Annotated in this window: 15 protein-coding genes; 8 read left to right on the top strand and 7 right to left on the bottom strand. The window is 70.1% G+C overall.

The genetic code is table 11. The annotated features are described in order from the left end of the window. The first annotated feature begins 182 nt into the window (after positions 1-182). Genes H9645_RS12595 through H9645_RS12565 form a run of 7 tightly spaced genes read left to right on the top strand, consistent with a single transcriptional unit; the run spans position 183 to position 7,710 of the window. Positions 183-1,484 (top strand): efflux RND transporter periplasmic adaptor subunit, encoded by a 1,302-nt coding sequence (locus H9645_RS12595; protein ID WP_191730031.1) that lies wholly within the window; start codon positions 183-185, stop codon positions 1,482-1,484. Between the two features lie 2 nt (positions 1,485-1,486). Further along, the gene (locus H9645_RS12590) at positions 1,487-1,702 is read left to right on the top strand and encodes a hypothetical protein (RefSeq protein ID WP_191730030.1); all 216 of its coding nucleotides are present in this window, start codon (positions 1,487-1,489) and stop codon (positions 1,700-1,702) included. Between the two features lie 38 nt (positions 1,703-1,740). Continuing rightward, the gene (locus tag H9645_RS12585) at positions 1,741-2,481 is read left to right on the top strand and encodes an ABC transporter ATP-binding protein (protein ID WP_191730101.1); all 741 of its coding nucleotides are present in this window, start codon (positions 1,741-1,743) and stop codon (positions 2,479-2,481) included. Positions 2,482-2,492: 11 nt separating this feature from the next. Beyond that, positions 2,493-3,794 (top strand): ABC transporter permease, encoded by a 1,302-nt coding sequence (locus H9645_RS12580; protein ID WP_191730029.1) that lies wholly within the window; start codon positions 2,493-2,495, stop codon positions 3,792-3,794. Positions 3,795-3,810: 16 nt separating this feature from the next. Beyond that, positions 3,811-5,043: an ABC transporter permease gene (locus H9645_RS12575; protein WP_191730028.1), complete on the top strand. Its 1,233-nt coding sequence runs from the start codon at positions 3,811-3,813 to the stop codon at positions 5,041-5,043. Between the two features lie 10 nt (positions 5,044-5,053). Then, the gene (locus H9645_RS12570) at positions 5,054-6,400 is read left to right on the top strand and encodes a sigma-54-dependent transcriptional regulator (protein WP_191730027.1); all 1,347 of its coding nucleotides are present in this window, start codon (positions 5,054-5,056) and stop codon (positions 6,398-6,400) included. After that, positions 6,400-7,710 carry a sensor histidine kinase gene (locus tag H9645_RS12565; protein WP_191730026.1) on the top strand — a complete coding sequence of 437 codons (1,311 nt, stop codon included), beginning with the start codon at positions 6,400-6,402 and terminating at the stop codon, positions 7,708-7,710. Before H9645_RS12570 ends, H9645_RS12565 begins: the two co-directional genes overlap by 1 nt. A 172-nt stretch (positions 7,711-7,882) precedes the next feature. On the opposite strand, the gene glmU is transcribed toward H9645_RS12565, so the two are convergent. Next, on the bottom strand, positions 7,883-9,283 hold the full coding sequence (gene glmU / locus H9645_RS12560) for a bifunctional UDP-N-acetylglucosamine diphosphorylase/glucosamine-1-phosphate N-acetyltransferase GlmU (RefSeq protein WP_191730025.1): 1,401 nt from the start codon (positions 9,281-9,283) through the stop codon (positions 7,883-7,885). Between the two features lie 117 nt (positions 9,284-9,400). Between glmU and H9645_RS12555 the strand changes: the two genes are divergently transcribed. Further along, positions 9,401-9,787, top strand: coding sequence for a GtrA family protein (locus tag H9645_RS12555; protein ID WP_191730100.1), 387 nt, complete (start codon positions 9,401-9,403; stop codon positions 9,785-9,787). Positions 9,788-9,853: 66 nt separating this feature from the next. Here H9645_RS12555 and H9645_RS12550 read toward each other — a convergent pair whose 3' ends face one another. The 6 genes from H9645_RS12550 to H9645_RS12525 form a co-directional block, all read right to left on the bottom strand. Next, positions 9,854-10,276 carry a F0F1 ATP synthase subunit epsilon gene (locus H9645_RS12550; protein ID WP_191730024.1) on the bottom strand — a complete coding sequence of 141 codons (423 nt, stop codon included), beginning with the start codon at positions 10,274-10,276 and terminating at the stop codon, positions 9,854-9,856. Positions 10,277-10,291: 15 nt separating this feature from the next. Beyond that, on the bottom strand, positions 10,292-11,701 hold the full coding sequence (atpD, locus tag H9645_RS12545; RefSeq protein ID WP_191730023.1) for a F0F1 ATP synthase subunit beta: 1,410 nt from the start codon (positions 11,699-11,701) through the stop codon (positions 10,292-10,294). A 94-nt stretch (positions 11,702-11,795) separates the two neighbouring features. Then, positions 11,796-12,659 (bottom strand): F0F1 ATP synthase subunit gamma, encoded by an 864-nt coding sequence (gene atpG / locus H9645_RS12540; protein WP_191730022.1) that lies wholly within the window; start codon positions 12,657-12,659, stop codon positions 11,796-11,798. Positions 12,660-12,718: 59 nt separating this feature from the next. Continuing rightward, the gene (gene atpA, locus H9645_RS12535) at positions 12,719-14,269 is read right to left on the bottom strand and encodes a F0F1 ATP synthase subunit alpha (RefSeq protein ID WP_191730021.1); all 1,551 of its coding nucleotides are present in this window, start codon (positions 14,267-14,269) and stop codon (positions 12,719-12,721) included. 138 nt (positions 14,270-14,407) lie between these two features. Next, on the bottom strand, positions 14,408-14,935 hold the full coding sequence (locus H9645_RS12530) for a F0F1 ATP synthase subunit delta (protein WP_189497607.1): 528 nt from the start codon (positions 14,933-14,935) through the stop codon (positions 14,408-14,410). A 5-nt stretch (positions 14,936-14,940) separates the two neighbouring features. Then, entirely contained in the window at positions 14,941-15,411 is a 471-nt protein-coding gene (locus tag H9645_RS12525) for a F0F1 ATP synthase subunit B (RefSeq protein ID WP_189497605.1), read from the bottom strand. Positions 15,412-15,497 lie beyond the last annotated feature (86 nt).

Genomic DNA, 15,497 nt, shown 5'->3' with positions numbered 1-15,497 from the left:
GCCTTGCCTGGGGACTGCACAGTGTAACGGCGAAACCCGTCCGCGCCGTCCGCGCGGACGCGCGAGGTGTCCGCGCGGACACCCGGACACTTGGCAAAAACGTCCACATATCAAGCACTTGAAGTTGGCACGCCGCTTGCGTTGAAGGGATTGACCCCCGAATCGACGCCACCGGACACACCATGGAAACAAGCCGCGCCCGCATCCGCGACACCTCCGGCCAGGACCGCGCGCCGGCCACGACCGCGCCCGCGCGCCGTCGCCTGCGTGATCCGCGGATCGTCGCCGGGATCGCCGGCGCCGTGGTGCTCGGGCTCGCGGCCTGGGTGGCGGCGGGCTGGAGCAGCGGCGGCCGCTCCCACGACGCCTCGCGCATCCGCATCGCCGAAGTCGTGCGCGGCGACCTCGTCCGCGACCTCTCCGCCGATGGCCGCGTGATCGCCGCCAACAGCCCGACCCTGTACGCCATCGCCGGCGGCACCGTGGCGCTGAAGGTGGTGGCCGGCGACGCGGTGGAGAAGGGCCAGGAGCTGGCGGTGATCGACAGCCCCGAGCTGCGCAGCAAGCTGGTCCAGGAAGAGTCGACCCTCGCGAGCCTGCAGGGCGAGGCCAACCGCGCCCAGCTCGACGCCCGCCTCACCCGGTCGGATGCGCAGAAGCTCCTCGACCAGGCGCTGATCGACGAAGTCGCCGCCGAGCGCGACGTCGAACGCTACAAGCGCGCCTTCGAAGGCGGCGCGGTCTCGCGCAACGACTACGACCGCGCGCTCGACGGCCTGAAGAAGGCCGAGATCGGCGTCGCCTCGGCGCGCCAGGACTTCGCGCTGCAGGGCCAGGGCGCCGGCATCGACGCCAGCAACAAGCGCCTGCTGGCCGAACGCCAGGAAGCGGTGGTCGAAGAGCTGCGCCGCCAGGTCGACGCGCTGACCCTGCGCGCGCCCTTCGACGGCCAGGTCGGCCAGGTGCAGATCGCCCAGGGCACCAACGTCGCCGCCAACGCGCCGATCCTGGGCGTGGTCGACCTGTCGCAGTTCGAGGTCGAGATCAAGGTGCCCGAGAGCTTCGCCCGCGACCTCGGCATCGGCATGCCGGCCCAGGTCACCAGCGTCGGCAAGCAATGGCCGGCGGAAATCTCGGCGGTGTCGCCGGAAGTCGTCAACGGCGAGGTCAACGCCCGCCTGCGCTTCGCCGACGGCCAGCAGCCGCCCGGCCTGCGCCAGAACCAGAGGCTGTCGGCGCGCATCGTACTGGACACCCGCGAGGACGTGCTCATGGTCGAGCGCGGGCCCTTCCTCGAGCAGGAAGGCGGCAATTTCGCCTACGTCGTCGACGGCGGCAGTGCGCAGCGGCGGCCCATCCAGGCCGGTGCCTCGAGCCTGTCGGCGGTCGAGATCGTGTCGGGGCTGCAGGCCGGCGAACGCATCGTCGTGTCGGGCAGCGACCAGTTCCAGCAGGCGGACCGCGTCCGCATTTCCGGAGAATGACCATGCAAGCGACCACCGGTTTCCCCCACACCGTGCACTGGGATTCGTTCCAGCTGGCCGATGCGGTGCCGCGCCGCCTGAGCGAGCTGTACCACTTCGACGCCCGCGAACTCGCCCGCCCCACCGCCTTCCCCGCCGACGGCGAGCCCCGCCGCGCGCACGCCCTCCGCCCCTACCTCCCGTCCTCGTCCCTGCCCACCCGGTTCCAGGTCGACTGATGGACACCACCGCCAACACCGCACAGGGAAGCAACGCCATGCTGGACATGCGCCAGGTCACCAAGGTCTACCGCACCGAACTCGTCGAGACGCACGCGCTGCGCTCGCTCGACCTGCGGGTCAATGAGGGCGAGTTCGTCGCGGTCACCGGGCCTTCGGGCTCGGGCAAGACGACCTTCCTCAACATCGCCGGGCTGCTCGAGACCTTCACCGGCGGCGAATTCCACCTCGACGGCGAGGACGTGCGCGGGCTGTCGGACAACCAGCGCAGCCGCCTGCGCAACCAGAAGATCGGCTTCATCTTCCAGGGCTTCAACCTGATCCCGGACCTCAACCTGTTCGACAACGTCGACGTCCCGCTGCGCTACCGCGGGATGCCGGCGAACGAGCGCAAGCTGCGCATCGAGGACGCGCTGGGCATGGTCGGCCTGGGCTCGCGCATGAAGCACTTCCCGGCGGAACTTTCCGGCGGCCAGCAGCAGCGCGCCGCGATCGCGCGCGCCATCGCCGGCAGCCCGCGTCTGCTGCTCGCCGACGAACCCACCGGCAACCTCGACACGCAGATGGCGCGCAGCGTCCTCGAGCTGCTCGAGGACATCAACCAGCAGGGCACGACCATCGTGATGGTCACCCATGACCCGGAGCTGGCCGCGCGCGCGCACCGCAACGTGCACATCGTCGACGGCATGGCCACCGACCTGTCGGTCGAACCCAGCCTGACCCGCGCCTCGCGCGCCGGGCGGGTCGAGGCCGACGCCCGCGCCGCCTCCGAAGCCTGAGGAATCCCGCCATGCTCGCCTACTACTCCAGGCTCGCCCTGCGCAGTTTCCGCCGCAACAAGGTGCTGACCGCGCTGATGGTGCTGGCGATCGCGCTGGGCATCGGCGCCTGCATGACCACGCTCACCGTGTTCCGGGTGCTGTCCGGCGACCCGATCCCGGAGAAGAGCGACCGGCTGTTCTACGTGCAGCTCGACCCGGCGACGATGCGCGGCTTCGTCCCCGGCGAGGAGCCCGCCGCCCAGGTCACGCGCTTCGACGCCGAGACCCTGCTGCGCGAGAAGCGCGCCCTGCGCCAGGCGATGATGACCGGCGGCGCGGTCTCGATCACGCCGGAGAAGGCCGACCTGCCGCCGTTCTATTCCGACGCGCGCTACGCCACCGCCGACTTCTTCGCGATGTTCGCCGCGCCGTTCCTGCACGGCACCGGCTGGACGGAGGGCGACGATGCGTCCAGCGCGCGCGTGGCGGTGATCTCGAAGTCGCTCAACGACAAGGTCTTCGGCGGCGCCAACAGCGTCGGCCGGCCGCTGCTCATCGGCGGCAACGAGTTCCGCGTCGCCGGCGTGCTCGACGAATGGCGCCCCACCCCGCGCTTCTACGACATGAACAGCGACCGCTACGGCGAGCTCGAGGACGTGTTCCTGCCGTTCTCCACCTCGCGCGCGCTCGACTTCGGCCGCAGCGGCAGCATGGACTGCTGGGGCGACTCCGGCGCCGACGAGACCGCGCTCAACGCGCCCTGCGTCTGGATCCAGTACTGGGCCGAGCTCGAGGACGCGTCGAAGGCGTCCGACTACGAGGCCTACCTGGTCAACTACTCCGCGCAGCAGAAGGCCGCCGGCCGCTTCGAGCGCGAGCCCAACGTGCGCCTGCGCAACGTCATGGAATGGCTGGACTTCAACAAGGTGGTCCCGCGCGACGTGATGATGCAGCTGTGGCTGGGCTTCGGCTTCCTGCTGGTCTGCCTGCTCAACACCGTCGGCCTGCTGCTGGCCAAGTTCCTGCGCCGCAGCGGCGAGATCGGCGTGCGCCGCGCGCTCGGCGCCTCGCGCACCGAGATCTTCAAGCAGTGCCTGGTGGAAGCCGGCGCGATCGGCCTGGCCGGCGGCATCCTCGGCCTGGGCCTGGCCCTGCTCGGCCTGTGGGCGGTGCGGCAGCAGCCGTCCAGCTACGCCGAACTCGCGCACCTGGACCTGCCGATGCTGCTGGTGACCTTCGCACTGGCCGTGGTGGCCAGCATGGCCGCCGGCCTCCTCCCCGCATGGCGCGCGATGGACGTCACGCCCGCCATCCAGCTCAAGTCGCAGTGACCCCGAGGAACGACTGATGGACATCCGACCGATCCTGTCCACCCTGCTGCGGCACAAGACCGCGGCCGCGCTGATCGTGCTGGAGATCGCGCTGACCTGCGCCATCATCTGCAACGCGCTGTTCATGGTGGGCGAACGCCTGACCCAGATGCGCGAGCCCAGCGGCGTCGCCGTCGACGAACTGGTGCGCATCCAGATCATCCCCGTCGGCAACGACGCCGATGCCGCCGCGCAGACCCGCTCGGACCTGCAGGTGCTGCGCGGCCTGCCCGGGGTGAAGGCGGCCACGACCACCAATCAGGTGCCGTTCGTGAACTCGTCGTGGAACTCGGGCGTCAACCTGGTTCCCGACCAGCAGCAGCCGACAGTGGTGGCGACCACCTACATGGGCGACGAGCAGTTCCTCGATGCGTTCGGCATCGAACTGGTGGCGGGCCGCTACTTCACCAGCGACGAGCTTGTCCCGAACGACGATTTCAGCGACCCGGAGAAGGAGGTCACGATCCCCGGCGTCGTGGTGACGCGGAAGCTCGCCGAACGGCTGTTCCCGGGGCAGGACCCGCTGGGCAAGGCGATCTACGTCTGGGGCGACACGCCGGTCAGCATCATCGGCGTCGTCGCGCACCTGGTCCGCCCCGGTGCCATGGGCGGCCCCGAAAGCCGCGAGTACACCCTGGTCATGCCGGTGCGCGCCAACTACGACCTCGGCGGCCAGTACATCCTCCGCACCACGCCCGAGCGCCGGCAGGAGGTCCTGGCCAGCGCCAGCGAAGCGCTGCGCGCCAACGGGCCCAAGCGGATCATCATCGAAGAGAACACCAAGACCTTCCGCGAGCTGCGCGACGAGTACTACCAGCAGCAGCGCTCGATGGTCTGGCTGCTCGGCATCGTCTGCATCGCGCTGCTGCTGATCACTGCGCTGGGCATCGTCGGCCTGGCCAGCTTCTGGGTGCAGCAGCGCAGCAAGCAGATCGGCATCCGGCGCGCGCTGGGCGCCACCCGCGGCCAGATCCTGCGCTACTTCCAGACCGAGAACTTCATCCTGGCCACCATCGGGATCGTGATCGGCATGCTACTGGCGTTCGGCATCAACCAGCTGCTGATGGGCCGCTACGAGCTGCCGCGGCTGCCGCTGGTGTACCTGCCGGTCGGCGCGGTCGCGCTGTGGCTGCTGGGCCAGGTCGCGGTGCTGGGACCCGCGCGGCGCGCCGCCGCGGTGCCCCCGGCCGTGGCCACGCGCAGCGTATGATCCCGGAGCCATGCCGACCGTCCTGATCATCGACGACAACCCCGCCGTCGCCACCGCGCTGGACCTGCTGTTCTCGCTGCACGACATCGACACCGTGGCCGCGCAGTCGCCGGACGAGGGGCTGGCGCGGCTGCGGCGCGGCGACATCGACCTGGTGGTGCAGGACATGAACTTCCACGCCGACACCACCTCGGGCGACGAAGGCGTCGCGCTGTTCCATGCCATCCGCGGCCAGGAGCCCGACCTGCCGGTGGTGCTGCTCACCGCCTGGACGCACTTGGAGTCGGCGGTCGACCTGGTCAAGGCCGGCGCCGCCGACTACCTCGGCAAGCCCTGGGACGACCGCCGGCTGCTGGCGACGGTGAACAACCTGCTGGAGCTGTCGGAAGCGCGGCGCGAGCTGGCCCGCCACCGCGGCGCCGAGCGCCGCCGTCGCGACGCGCTGTCGCGCGGCCACGACCTGCGCGGCGTGGTCTACGCCGATCCGGCCAGCGAGCGCCTGCTGTCGCTGGCCTGCCAGGTCGCGCGCTCCGAACTGCCGGTGCTGGTCACCGGCCCGAACGGATCGGGCAAGGAAAAGATCGCCGAGATCGTCCACGCCAATTCGATGGTCAAGGACGGACCCTTCGTCGCGCTCAACTGCGGCGCGCTGCCGGGCGAGCTGATCGAGGCCGAGCTGTTCGGCGCCGAGGCAGGCGCCTACACCGGCGCGGGCAAGGCGCGCGAGGGCAAGTTCGAGGCCGCCGACGGCGGCACCCTGTTCCTCGACGAGATCGGCAACCTGCCGGCGGCCGGCCAGGTGAAGCTGCTGCGCGTGCTGGAGACCGGCCGCTTCGCGCGCCTGGGCGGCAACCGCGAGCGCCAGGTGCGCGTGCGCGTGGTGAGCGCGACCAATGCCGACCTGCCGGCGATGATCCGCGACGGCCGCTTCCGCGAGGACCTGTACTACCGGCTCAACGCGGTCGAGCTGAAGCTGGCGCCGCTGGCCGAGCGCCCCGACGACATCCTGCCGCTGGCGCGCCACTTCCTGCCCGAAGGCCGGCGCCTGGCCGCCGACGCCGAGCGCGCCCTGCTGCGCCACGCCTGGCCGGGCAACGTGCGCGAGCTGCGCAACGTGGTGCAGCGCGCGGCGCTGCTGTCGGCGGACGGGGACATCCGCGCCGACGCGCTGGGCCTGCCGCGTGCGCCGGTGCCGATGGCCGCGCCGCCGTCCACGGTGGACGAGCCGGACCGCGCCGCGATCGAGGCCGCGCTGGCGCGCCACGGCGGCGTGTTGGCGCAGGCGGCGCAGGAGCTCGGGCTGTCGCGGCAGGCGCTCTACCGGCGACTGGACCGGCTCGGGATCCGGCGCGACTGATGGCACGTCTCCCGCGCCTGCCGCTGAGCGTCTCGTTCACGGCCGTCGCCCTGGCCTACATGGCGATCGCCGGCGCGCTGGTGCTGCTGCTGGAGCCGTGGCTGGGATCGCGCTGGCTCGCGCTGCCGGTGGCGGTCGCCCTGCCCCTGCCGCTGCTGCTGTACCACGTCAGGCGCCTGCTGGCGCCGGCGCACTCGCTGTTCCGGGCGCTGGCCGGCAGCGTGGCCAGCTACCGCGACGGCGACTACAGCTTCGGTCTGTCCTGGGAAGGCGGCGGCGAGCTGGGGCATCTGGTCGCCAGCCACCGCGCGCTCGGCGATACCCTGCGCGAGCAGCGCCTGCGCCTGGTGCAGCGCGAACTGCTTCTCGACACCATGGTGCAGAACACGCCGGTGGCGATGCTGCTGGTCGATCCGGGCGGCCACGTGGTGCTGGGCAACCTTGCCGCGCGCAAGCTGCTCGGCGACGGCCACCGGCTCGAGGGCGTGCCCTTCGCCGAGCTGCTCGAGCGCGTGCCCGAAGCCATGCGCGACGCCTTCGCGCGCGGCGGCGACGGCATGTTCACCGTCGGCGACGACGACGACGAGGACATCTACCACCTCTCCCGCCGCCTGTTCCGCCTCAACGGCCGCCGCCACGAGCTGCTGCTGCTGCGTCAGCTCACCGCCGAACTGCGCCGCCAGGAAGTGCAGGTGTGGAAGAAGGTGATCCGGGTGATCAGCCACGAGCTCAACAACTCGCTGGCGCCGATCGCGTCGCTGGCCCATTCCGGCGCCGAGCTGCTGCGCCGCGGCCAGCACGAACGCCTGCCGGCCGCCCTCGCCACGATCGAGGAGCGCGCGCGCCACCTCGAGGGCTTCATCCGCGACTACGCGCGCTTCGCCAAGCTGCCGGCGCCGCGGCTGGAGCCGGTGGACTGGCGCGTCTTCCTCGAGCGGCTGCGCAGCCAGGTCGACTTCGGCATCGAGGGACACGTGGAAGGCCAGGTGCGGGCGGACGCCGCGCAGCTGGAGCAGGCGCTGCTGAACCTGCTGAAGAACGCCCACGAATCGGGCTCGGCGCCCGGCGACGTGCGCCTCGCGCTGCGGCGGCTGCCGGACAGCTGGCGCATCGACGTGCTCGATCGCGGCACCGGCATGAACGAGCCCGTGCTGGCCAACGCGCTGCTGCCCTTCTACTCGACCAAGCGCCACGGCACCGGGCTGGGGCTGGCGCTCAGCCGCGAGATCGCCGAAGCCCACGGCGGCCGCATCGCCCTGGCCAACCGCGAAGGCGGCGGCCTGGGCGTGACCCTGGTGCTGCCCGCCTGAGCTCCGCGGGCGTTCCGAGCCCCGTGGGCGTTCCGAACCCCGTGGGCATTGCCCTGTAGGAGCAGCTATAGCTGCGACCGCATCACTGGAAACTACGGCACCGACAGGTCGCAGCTATAGCTGCTCCTACAGGAGGGGTGATCGCAGGAGGGGTGGTCGGTCAGGAGGGTGCTCAGTCGGGCTTTGGCTTCTTCACGGGGCGCTGCCAGCCTTCGATGCTGAGCTGGCGTCCGCGCGCGATCGTCAGCTTGCCGTCGGGGGCATTGCTGGTGATCACGGAGCCGGCGCCGATGGTGGCGTCGCGGCCGATGGTCACCGGCGCCACCAGCGAGGAGTTCGAGCCGATGAAGGCGCCATCCTCGATCGTCGTGGTCGACTTGTTGGCGCCGTCGTAATTGCAGGTGATGGTGCCCGCACCGATGTTCACGCCGGCGCCGATCTCGGCGTCGCCCAGGTAGCTCAGGTGGTTGGCCTTGCTACCCACGCCCAGGACCGAGTTCTTGGTTTCGACGAAGTTGCCGATGTGCACGCCGTCGGCAAGCACGGTGCCCGGGCGCAGGCGTGCGAAGGGTCCCAGCTGCGCGGCGCCCTCGACCCTCGCGCCCTCGATGTCGCAGTGCGCGCGCACCACCGTGCCGGCGCCGAGCTCGGCGTCGCGGATGCGGCAGAACGGCCCGATGCGCACGCCGTCGCCCAGCACCACGCGGCCTTCCAGCACCACGTCGACGTCGATCTCGACGTCGCGGCCGACGACCACCTCGCCGCGGATGTCGACCCGCGCGGGATCGGCGAAGCGCGCGCCCTCGGCGCAGAGCGCGCGCACGCGCCGCCGCTGCATCGCGCGCTCGAGCTGGGACAGCTGCCAGGGATCGTTCGCGCCCTCGGTCTCCACCGGGTCGTCGACCAGCACCATCTCCGCGGCGCTGTATTCCTCGGCGGCCATCGCGAAGATGTCGGTCAGGTAGTACTCGCCCTGCGCGTTCTCGCTGGACAGGCGCTGCAGCCACGTCTTCAGCGCCGTGGACTCGGCCGCCACCACGCCGGTGTTGACGATGTCGATGCGGCGCTGCTCGGCATCGGCATCCTTCTCCTCGACGATCGCGCCGACGTTGCCCTCGGGGTCGCGCACGATGCGGCCGTAGCCGCGCGGATCCTCGAGACGCGCCACCAGCACCGCCAGCCGGCCTTCGGCGGCCAGCAGGCGGCGCAGGGTCGCGGCGGTGATCAGCGGCACGTCGCCGTACAGCACCAGCACCTGGGCGCCGTCGGGCACGTCCGGCATGGCTTCGCGCACGGCGTGGCCGGTGCCCAGCTGCCGCGTCTGCTCGACCCAGTTGATGTCGGAGCGGTGGCGGTAGGCCTCGCGCACCTGGTCGCCACCGTGACCATGGACCACGTGGATCGCCGCGGGCGACAGCTCGCGCGCGGCCGCCAGCACGTGCGACAGCATCGGCTTGCCGGCGATCTTCTGCAGCACCTTGGGCATCGCGGACTTCATGCGCTTGCCCTCGCCGGCGGCGAGGACCACGACGTGCAGGTCCGGGGCGGAGCTGGCGGTGTTGGCGGCGGTCATGGATCGGTCCTGTTCCCTGGAGGCGGCCATTCTAGCGATTGCGGCGCTCTGCTAGCATGCGCCGCGATGCCGATCCCGCCGCCGCAAGCACCCGACCATCGCCAGCGGCGACATGCGCTGAGCCTGGGCCGCCAGGGATCGAGCTACCTCGCGATCGGCGGCATCCAGTGGCTGCTGGACTGGGGCGTGATGGTGCTGCTCAGCCACCTCGGGCTGCGCATCGGCCTGGCCAACGTGGCCGGCCGCATCTGCGGCGCGCTGCTGGGCTTCTGGCTCAACGGGAGGATCACCTTCGCCGCCGACGACGGCCGCGCGCCGGGTCGCCGCCAGCTCGCACGCTTCGTGCTGATGTGGCTGGCCATGACCCTGCTCAGCACGGTCGCGATCGAGGCGATCGACGACGTGCTTGGCCGCAAGTGGGCCTGGCTGGCCAAGCCGCTGGTGGAGGTCGGCCTGGGCGTGCTCGGCTTCATCGCCTCCCGGCACTGGATCTACCGGCGCTGAGGCTGGCGGAACACGAAAAAGCCCCGCGCGATGGCGGGGCTTTCCGGAGACCGCGGGCGGCGCCCGTCAGTGCTTCAGGTTCTTGCGCAGGCGCTCCAGCGCCTGCAGCTGCGCGGCGACCTCGGCCATCTTCTTCTGCGCCTCGGCGACGTCCATCGCCTCGCCGCGGCCGGCCAGTACGCGCTCGGCCTCTTCCTTCGCCTTGCGCACCTTCTCCTCGTCGATCTCGTCGGCGCGGATCGCGGTGTCGGCGAGGATCGTCACCACCTGCGGCTGCACCTCGAGGATGCCGCCGCTGATGGCGAAGTCGAGCTTCTCGCCGTTGGCCTGGGTCACCACGACCTTGCCGGGCTTGAGCCGGGTGATCAGCGGCGCGTGGCGCGGCGCGATGCCGAGCTCGCCCACTTCACCGGTGACGACCACCAGGGTGGCCTCGCCGCGGAAGATCTCGGCCTCGGCGCTGACGATGTCGCAACGGATGGTGGTCATGGGTCGCTACCTGCCTCAGGCCTTCTCGGCCATCTTCGCGGCCTTCTCGACCGCCTCGTCGATGCCGCCGACCATGTAGAACGCCTGCTCCGGCAGGTGGTCGTACTCGCCTTCGACGATGCCCTTGAAGCCGCGGATGGTTTCCTTCAGCGGCACGTACTTGCCCGGCGAACCGGTGAACACCTCGGCCACGTGGAAGGGCTGCGAGAAGAAGCGCTCGATCTTGCGCGCGCGCGACACGGCCTGCTTGTCCTCTTCCGACAGCTCGTCCATGCCCAGGATCGCGATGATGTCCTTGAGCTCCTTGTACTTCTGCAGCGTCGACTGGACCTTGCGCGCGACCTCGTAGTGCTCGGTGCCGATCACGTTCGGGTCGAGCTGGCGCGAGGTGGAGTCGAGCGGGTCGACCGCCGGGTAGATGCCGAGCGAGGCGATCTGGCGCGAGAGCACGACGGTGGCGTCGAGGTGGGCGAAGGTGGTCGCCGGCGACGGGTCGGTCAGGTCGTCCGCGGGGACGTACACGGCCTGGATCGAGGTGATCGAACCGGACTTGGTCGAGGTGATGCGCTCCTGCAGGACGCCCATTTCCTCGGCGAGCGTGGGCTGGTAGCCCACCGCCGACGGCATGCGGCCCAGCAGCGCCGACACTTCGGTACCGGCGAGGGTGTAGCGGTAGATGTTGTCGACGAACAGCAGCACGTCCTTGCCCTTGCCGCTCTCGTCCTTCTCGTCGCGGAAGTACTCGGCCATGGTCAGGCCGGTCAGGGCGACGCGCAGGCGGTTGCCCGGCGGCTCGTTCATCTGGCCGTAGACCATCGCCACCTTGTCGAGGACGTTGGAGTCCTTCATCTCGTGGTAGAAGTCGTTGCCCTCGCGGGTGCGCTCGCCCACGCCGGCGAACACCGACAGGCCCGAGTGCGCCTTGGCGATGTTGTTGATGAGTTCCATCATGTTGACGGTCTTGCCGACGCCGGCGCCGCCGAACAGGCCGACCTTGCCGCCCTTGGCGAAGGGGCACATCAGGTCGATGACCTTGATGCCGGTCTCGAGCAGCTCGGTCGACGAGGACTGGTCCTCGTACGACGGCGCCGAGCGGTGGATTTCCCAGTGCGCCGAAGCGTCGACCGGGCCGGCCTCGTCGATCGGGCGGCCGAGCACGTCCATGATGCGGCCCAGCGTGCCGGCGCCGACCGGGACCGAGATCGCGGTGCCGGTGTTGGTGGCCACGAGGTTGCGCTTCAGGCCGTCGGTCGAACCGAGCGCGATCGCGCGCACGATGCCGTCGCCGAGCTGCTGCTGCACCTCGAGGGTGATCTCGGTGCCTTCGACCTTCAGTGCGTCGTACACCTTCGGCACTTCGCTGCGCGGGAACTCCACGTCGACGACGGCGCCGATGATCTGAACGATCTTGCCCTGGTTGCTCATTGCCTGTTCCTCTGAAACTCGCTGACTTTGTGGGAGCGGCCTTGGCCGCGATTTCGGGATCGGCCGCTGTCGGCCGCTCCCACACACGTTTGCATCAGACCGCGGCGGCGCCGCCCACGATCTCGGAGATTTCCTGCGTGATCGCCGCCTGGCGGGCCTTGTTGTAGACCAGGTTCAGCGTGTCGATCAGCTTGGTCGCGTTGTCGCTGGCCGCCTTCATCGCCACCATGCGCGCGGCGTGTTCGGAGGCGATGTTCTCCATCACCGCCTGGTACACCAGCGACTCGATGTAGCGGGTCAGCACGTGCTCGAGCACGGTCTGCGCGTCGGGCTCGTACAGGTAGTCCCAGTCATGGGTCACCAGCTTCTCGTCCGACGGCGGCAGCGGCAGCAGCTGGTCGAACGCGGCGCGCTGGACCATGGTGTTGACGAAGTCGTTGTAGACCATGAACACGCGGTCCAGGCGGCCGTCGGTGTAGCCGTCCAGCATCACCTTGACGATGCCGATCAGCTGCTCGACCTCGGGGTTGTCGCCCAGGTGGGTGACGCTGGCCAGCATGCCGACCTTGAGGCGGCGGAAGAACACCGTCGCCTTCTGGCCGATGGTGACCACGTCGACCTCGACGCCCTGCTCCTGCCACTGGCGCATCTCGCCCAGCAGCTTGCGGAACAGGTTGTTGTTGAGGCCGCCGGCCAGGCCGCGGTCGGACGACACGATCACGTAGCCGACGCGCTTGACGTCCGCCCGCTCCACCAGGAACGGGTGCTGGAAGTCGGTGTTGGCCTGGGCGAGGTGGCCGATCATCTGCTTCATCGCGCGGGCGTAGGGGCGCGAGGCCTTCATCCGCTCCTGTGCCTTGCGGATCTTCGAAGCCGAGACCATCTCGAGCGCGCGCGTCACCTTGCGGGTGTTCTGCACGCTCTTGATCTTGGTTTTGATTTCTCTGCCGCCGGCCATGGGTCGCTCGCTCTGGTCGCTGTGGGGTCTGGGTTCGGTGTCGTGGGCTCAGCCCGCGATCACCAGGAACCCGTCGCCTTGAAGTCTTCGATGCCCTTCTTGAACGCGGCTTCGATCTCGTCGTTCCAGGCGCCCGAGGCGTTGATCTTCGAGACCAGCTCGCCGGCCGTGTTGTCGAAGTGCGCGTGCAGGCCGTCCTCGAAGGCACCGATCTTGTTCACCGGCACGTCGTCCAGGTAGCCCTCGTTGACGGCGTAGATCGACACCGCCTGATGGGCGATCGACATCGGCTGGTACTGGCGCTGCTTCATCAGCTCGGTCACGCGCTGGCCGCGTTCGAGCTGCTTGCGGGTGGCGTCGTCGAGGTCCGAGGCGAACTGCGCGAACGCCGCCAGCTCGCGGTACTGCGCCAGCGAGATGCGGATGCCGCCCGACAGCTTCTTGATGATCTTGGTCTGCGCCGAACCACCCACGCGCGACACCGAGATGCCGGCGTTCACGGCCGGGCGGATGCCGGCGTTGAACAGGTCGGTCTCGAGGAAGATCTGGCCGTCGGTGATCGAGATCACGTTGGTCGGCACGAACGCGGACACGTCGCCGGCCTGGGTCTCGATGATCGGCAGCGCGGTCAAGCTACCGGTCTGGCCCTTCACTTCGCCCTTCGTGAACTGCTCCACGTACTCCTCGGACACGCGCGCGGCGCGCTCGAGCAGGCGGCTGTGCAGGTAGAACACGTCGCCCGGGTAGGCTTCGCGGCCCGGCGGGCGGCGCAGCAGCAGCGAGATCTGGCGGTAGGCCACGGCCTGCTTGGACAGGTCGTCGTACACGATCAGGGCGTCCTGGCCGCGGTCCATGAAGTACTCGCCCATGGTGCAGCCGGAGTAGGCGCTGATGTACTGCATCGCGGCCGACTCGGACGCCGTGGCGGCCACCACGATCGTGTGCGCCAGCGCGCCGTTCTCTTCCAGCTTGCGCACGATGTTCGCGACCGTCGAGGCCTTCTGGCCGATGGCGACGTACACGCACTTGATGCCGGTGCCCTTCTGGTTGATCACCGCGTCGATGGCCATCGCGGTCTTGCCGGTCTGGCGGTCGCCGATGATCAGCTCGCGCTGGCCACGGCCGATCGGGATCATCGAGTCGACCGACTTGTAGCCGGTCTGCACCGGCTGGTCGACGGACTTGCGCCAGATGACGCCCGGCGCCACGCGCTCGACCGGCGCCGACAGCGAGGCCGCGATCGGGCCCTTGCCGTCGATCGGCTCGCCCAGCGCGTTGACCACGCGGCCCAGCAGCTCCGGGCCGACCGGCACTTCGAGGATGCGGCCGGTGGTCTTGGCCACGTCGCCCTCGCGCAGGTGCTCGTAGTCACCCAGGACCACGGCGCCGACCGAGTCGCGCTCGAGGTTCAGGGCGAGGGCGAACGTGTCGTTCGGCAGCTCGATCATTTCGCCCTGCATCACGTCGGCCAGGCCGTAGATGCGCACGATGCCGTCGGACACGGAGGTGACCGTGCCCTCGTTGCGCGCCTCGGCGGCCAGCTTGACCTTCTCGATGCGGCTCTTGATCAGTTCGCTGATTTCAGAGGGGTTGAGCTGGGTGCTTGCCATTTCCGGTTCCTCGGTGCGCGCCAGCGGTGGTGGTGCGCGGTAAGTGGATCTTGGGGTGACCGTCGGGTCCGGCGGGGCCGGGGCCGCGATGGCCTGGATACTTGATCGAAGCTGTAGCTATCGCAGCTGTAGCTGCTCCTACGCGCCCAGCGCCGACTGCAGGCGCGCGAGCTTGCCGCGCAGCGAGCCGTCGATGACGACGTCGCCGGCGCTGATCACGGCGCCGCCGATGAGGGCCGGATCGACCGCGGCCTCGACCTCGACCGCGCTGCCGAAGCGGCGCTCGAGCGCGGCGCGGATGCCGGCCATCTCGGACTCCGACAGCTCGGCCGCCGACGTGACCGTGGCGCGCACGATGTTCTCGGCTTCCGCACGCAGGTCCTCGTAGAGGCCGGCGATCTCGGGCAGCTGCGCCAGCCGGCCGTTGGCCGCCAGCAGCGCGAGGAAGTCGCGCTGCCCGGCGTCCGCGCCCTCGACGGCCAGCAGCTCGACGGCGTCGGCGTCGGCCAGCGAGGGATGGCCCAGCAGCGGGGCGACGCGCGGGTCGGCGGCGACGCGGGCGGAGAACGCCAGCGCCTTCGACCAGCCCGCGAGGTCGCCGCGGTCGCGCGCGATCGCGAAGGCCGCGCGGGCATAGGGACGGGCGAGGGTGATCTCCTGGCTCATCGGGCTCAGATCTCCGCGGCGAGTTCGTCGAGCAGCGCCTTGTGGGCGCTGGCGTCGATCTCACGCTTCAGCAGCTTTTCCGCACCGGTGACGGCAAGCGCCGACACCTGGCGGCGCAGGTCCTCGCGGGCACGGTTGGCCGAAGCCTCGATTTCCGCGTCGAACATGGCCTTCTGCCGGATCGACTCGGTCTGCGCTTCGACGCGCGCGGCCTCGACGATCTGGTTCGCGCGCTGGTGCGCCTGGTCGATGATCTCGTTGGCCTTGGTGCGCGCGGCCTTGAGCTCCTCGTTCGCCTTGTCCTGGGCCTGCGCAAGGGCGCGCTGGCTGTTGTCGGCGGCGGCGAGACCCTCGGCGATCTTCTGCTGGCGCTCCTCGATGGCCTTGAGCAGCGGCGGCCAGACGAAGGTGGCGATCAGCCAGATCAGCGCAGCGAACGAAAGCGCTTGGGCGATCAGGGTGAGATTGATGTTCATGGCGTTGCCTGTCGTGGTGGTCGGGGCATGCGCGGGTGCACATGCCGGCCCTGCGGTATGGCCGGGGCGACGCGGGCCGCCCCTGC

The sequence above is a fragment of the Luteimonas colneyensis genome, from assembly GCF_014836665.1.
Lineage (GTDB): Bacteria > Pseudomonadota > Gammaproteobacteria > Xanthomonadales > Xanthomonadaceae > Luteimonas > Luteimonas colneyensis.
The sequence above is the reverse complement of the archived record's forward strand: the minus strand, read 5'-3'. Positions and strand labels throughout refer to the sequence as shown.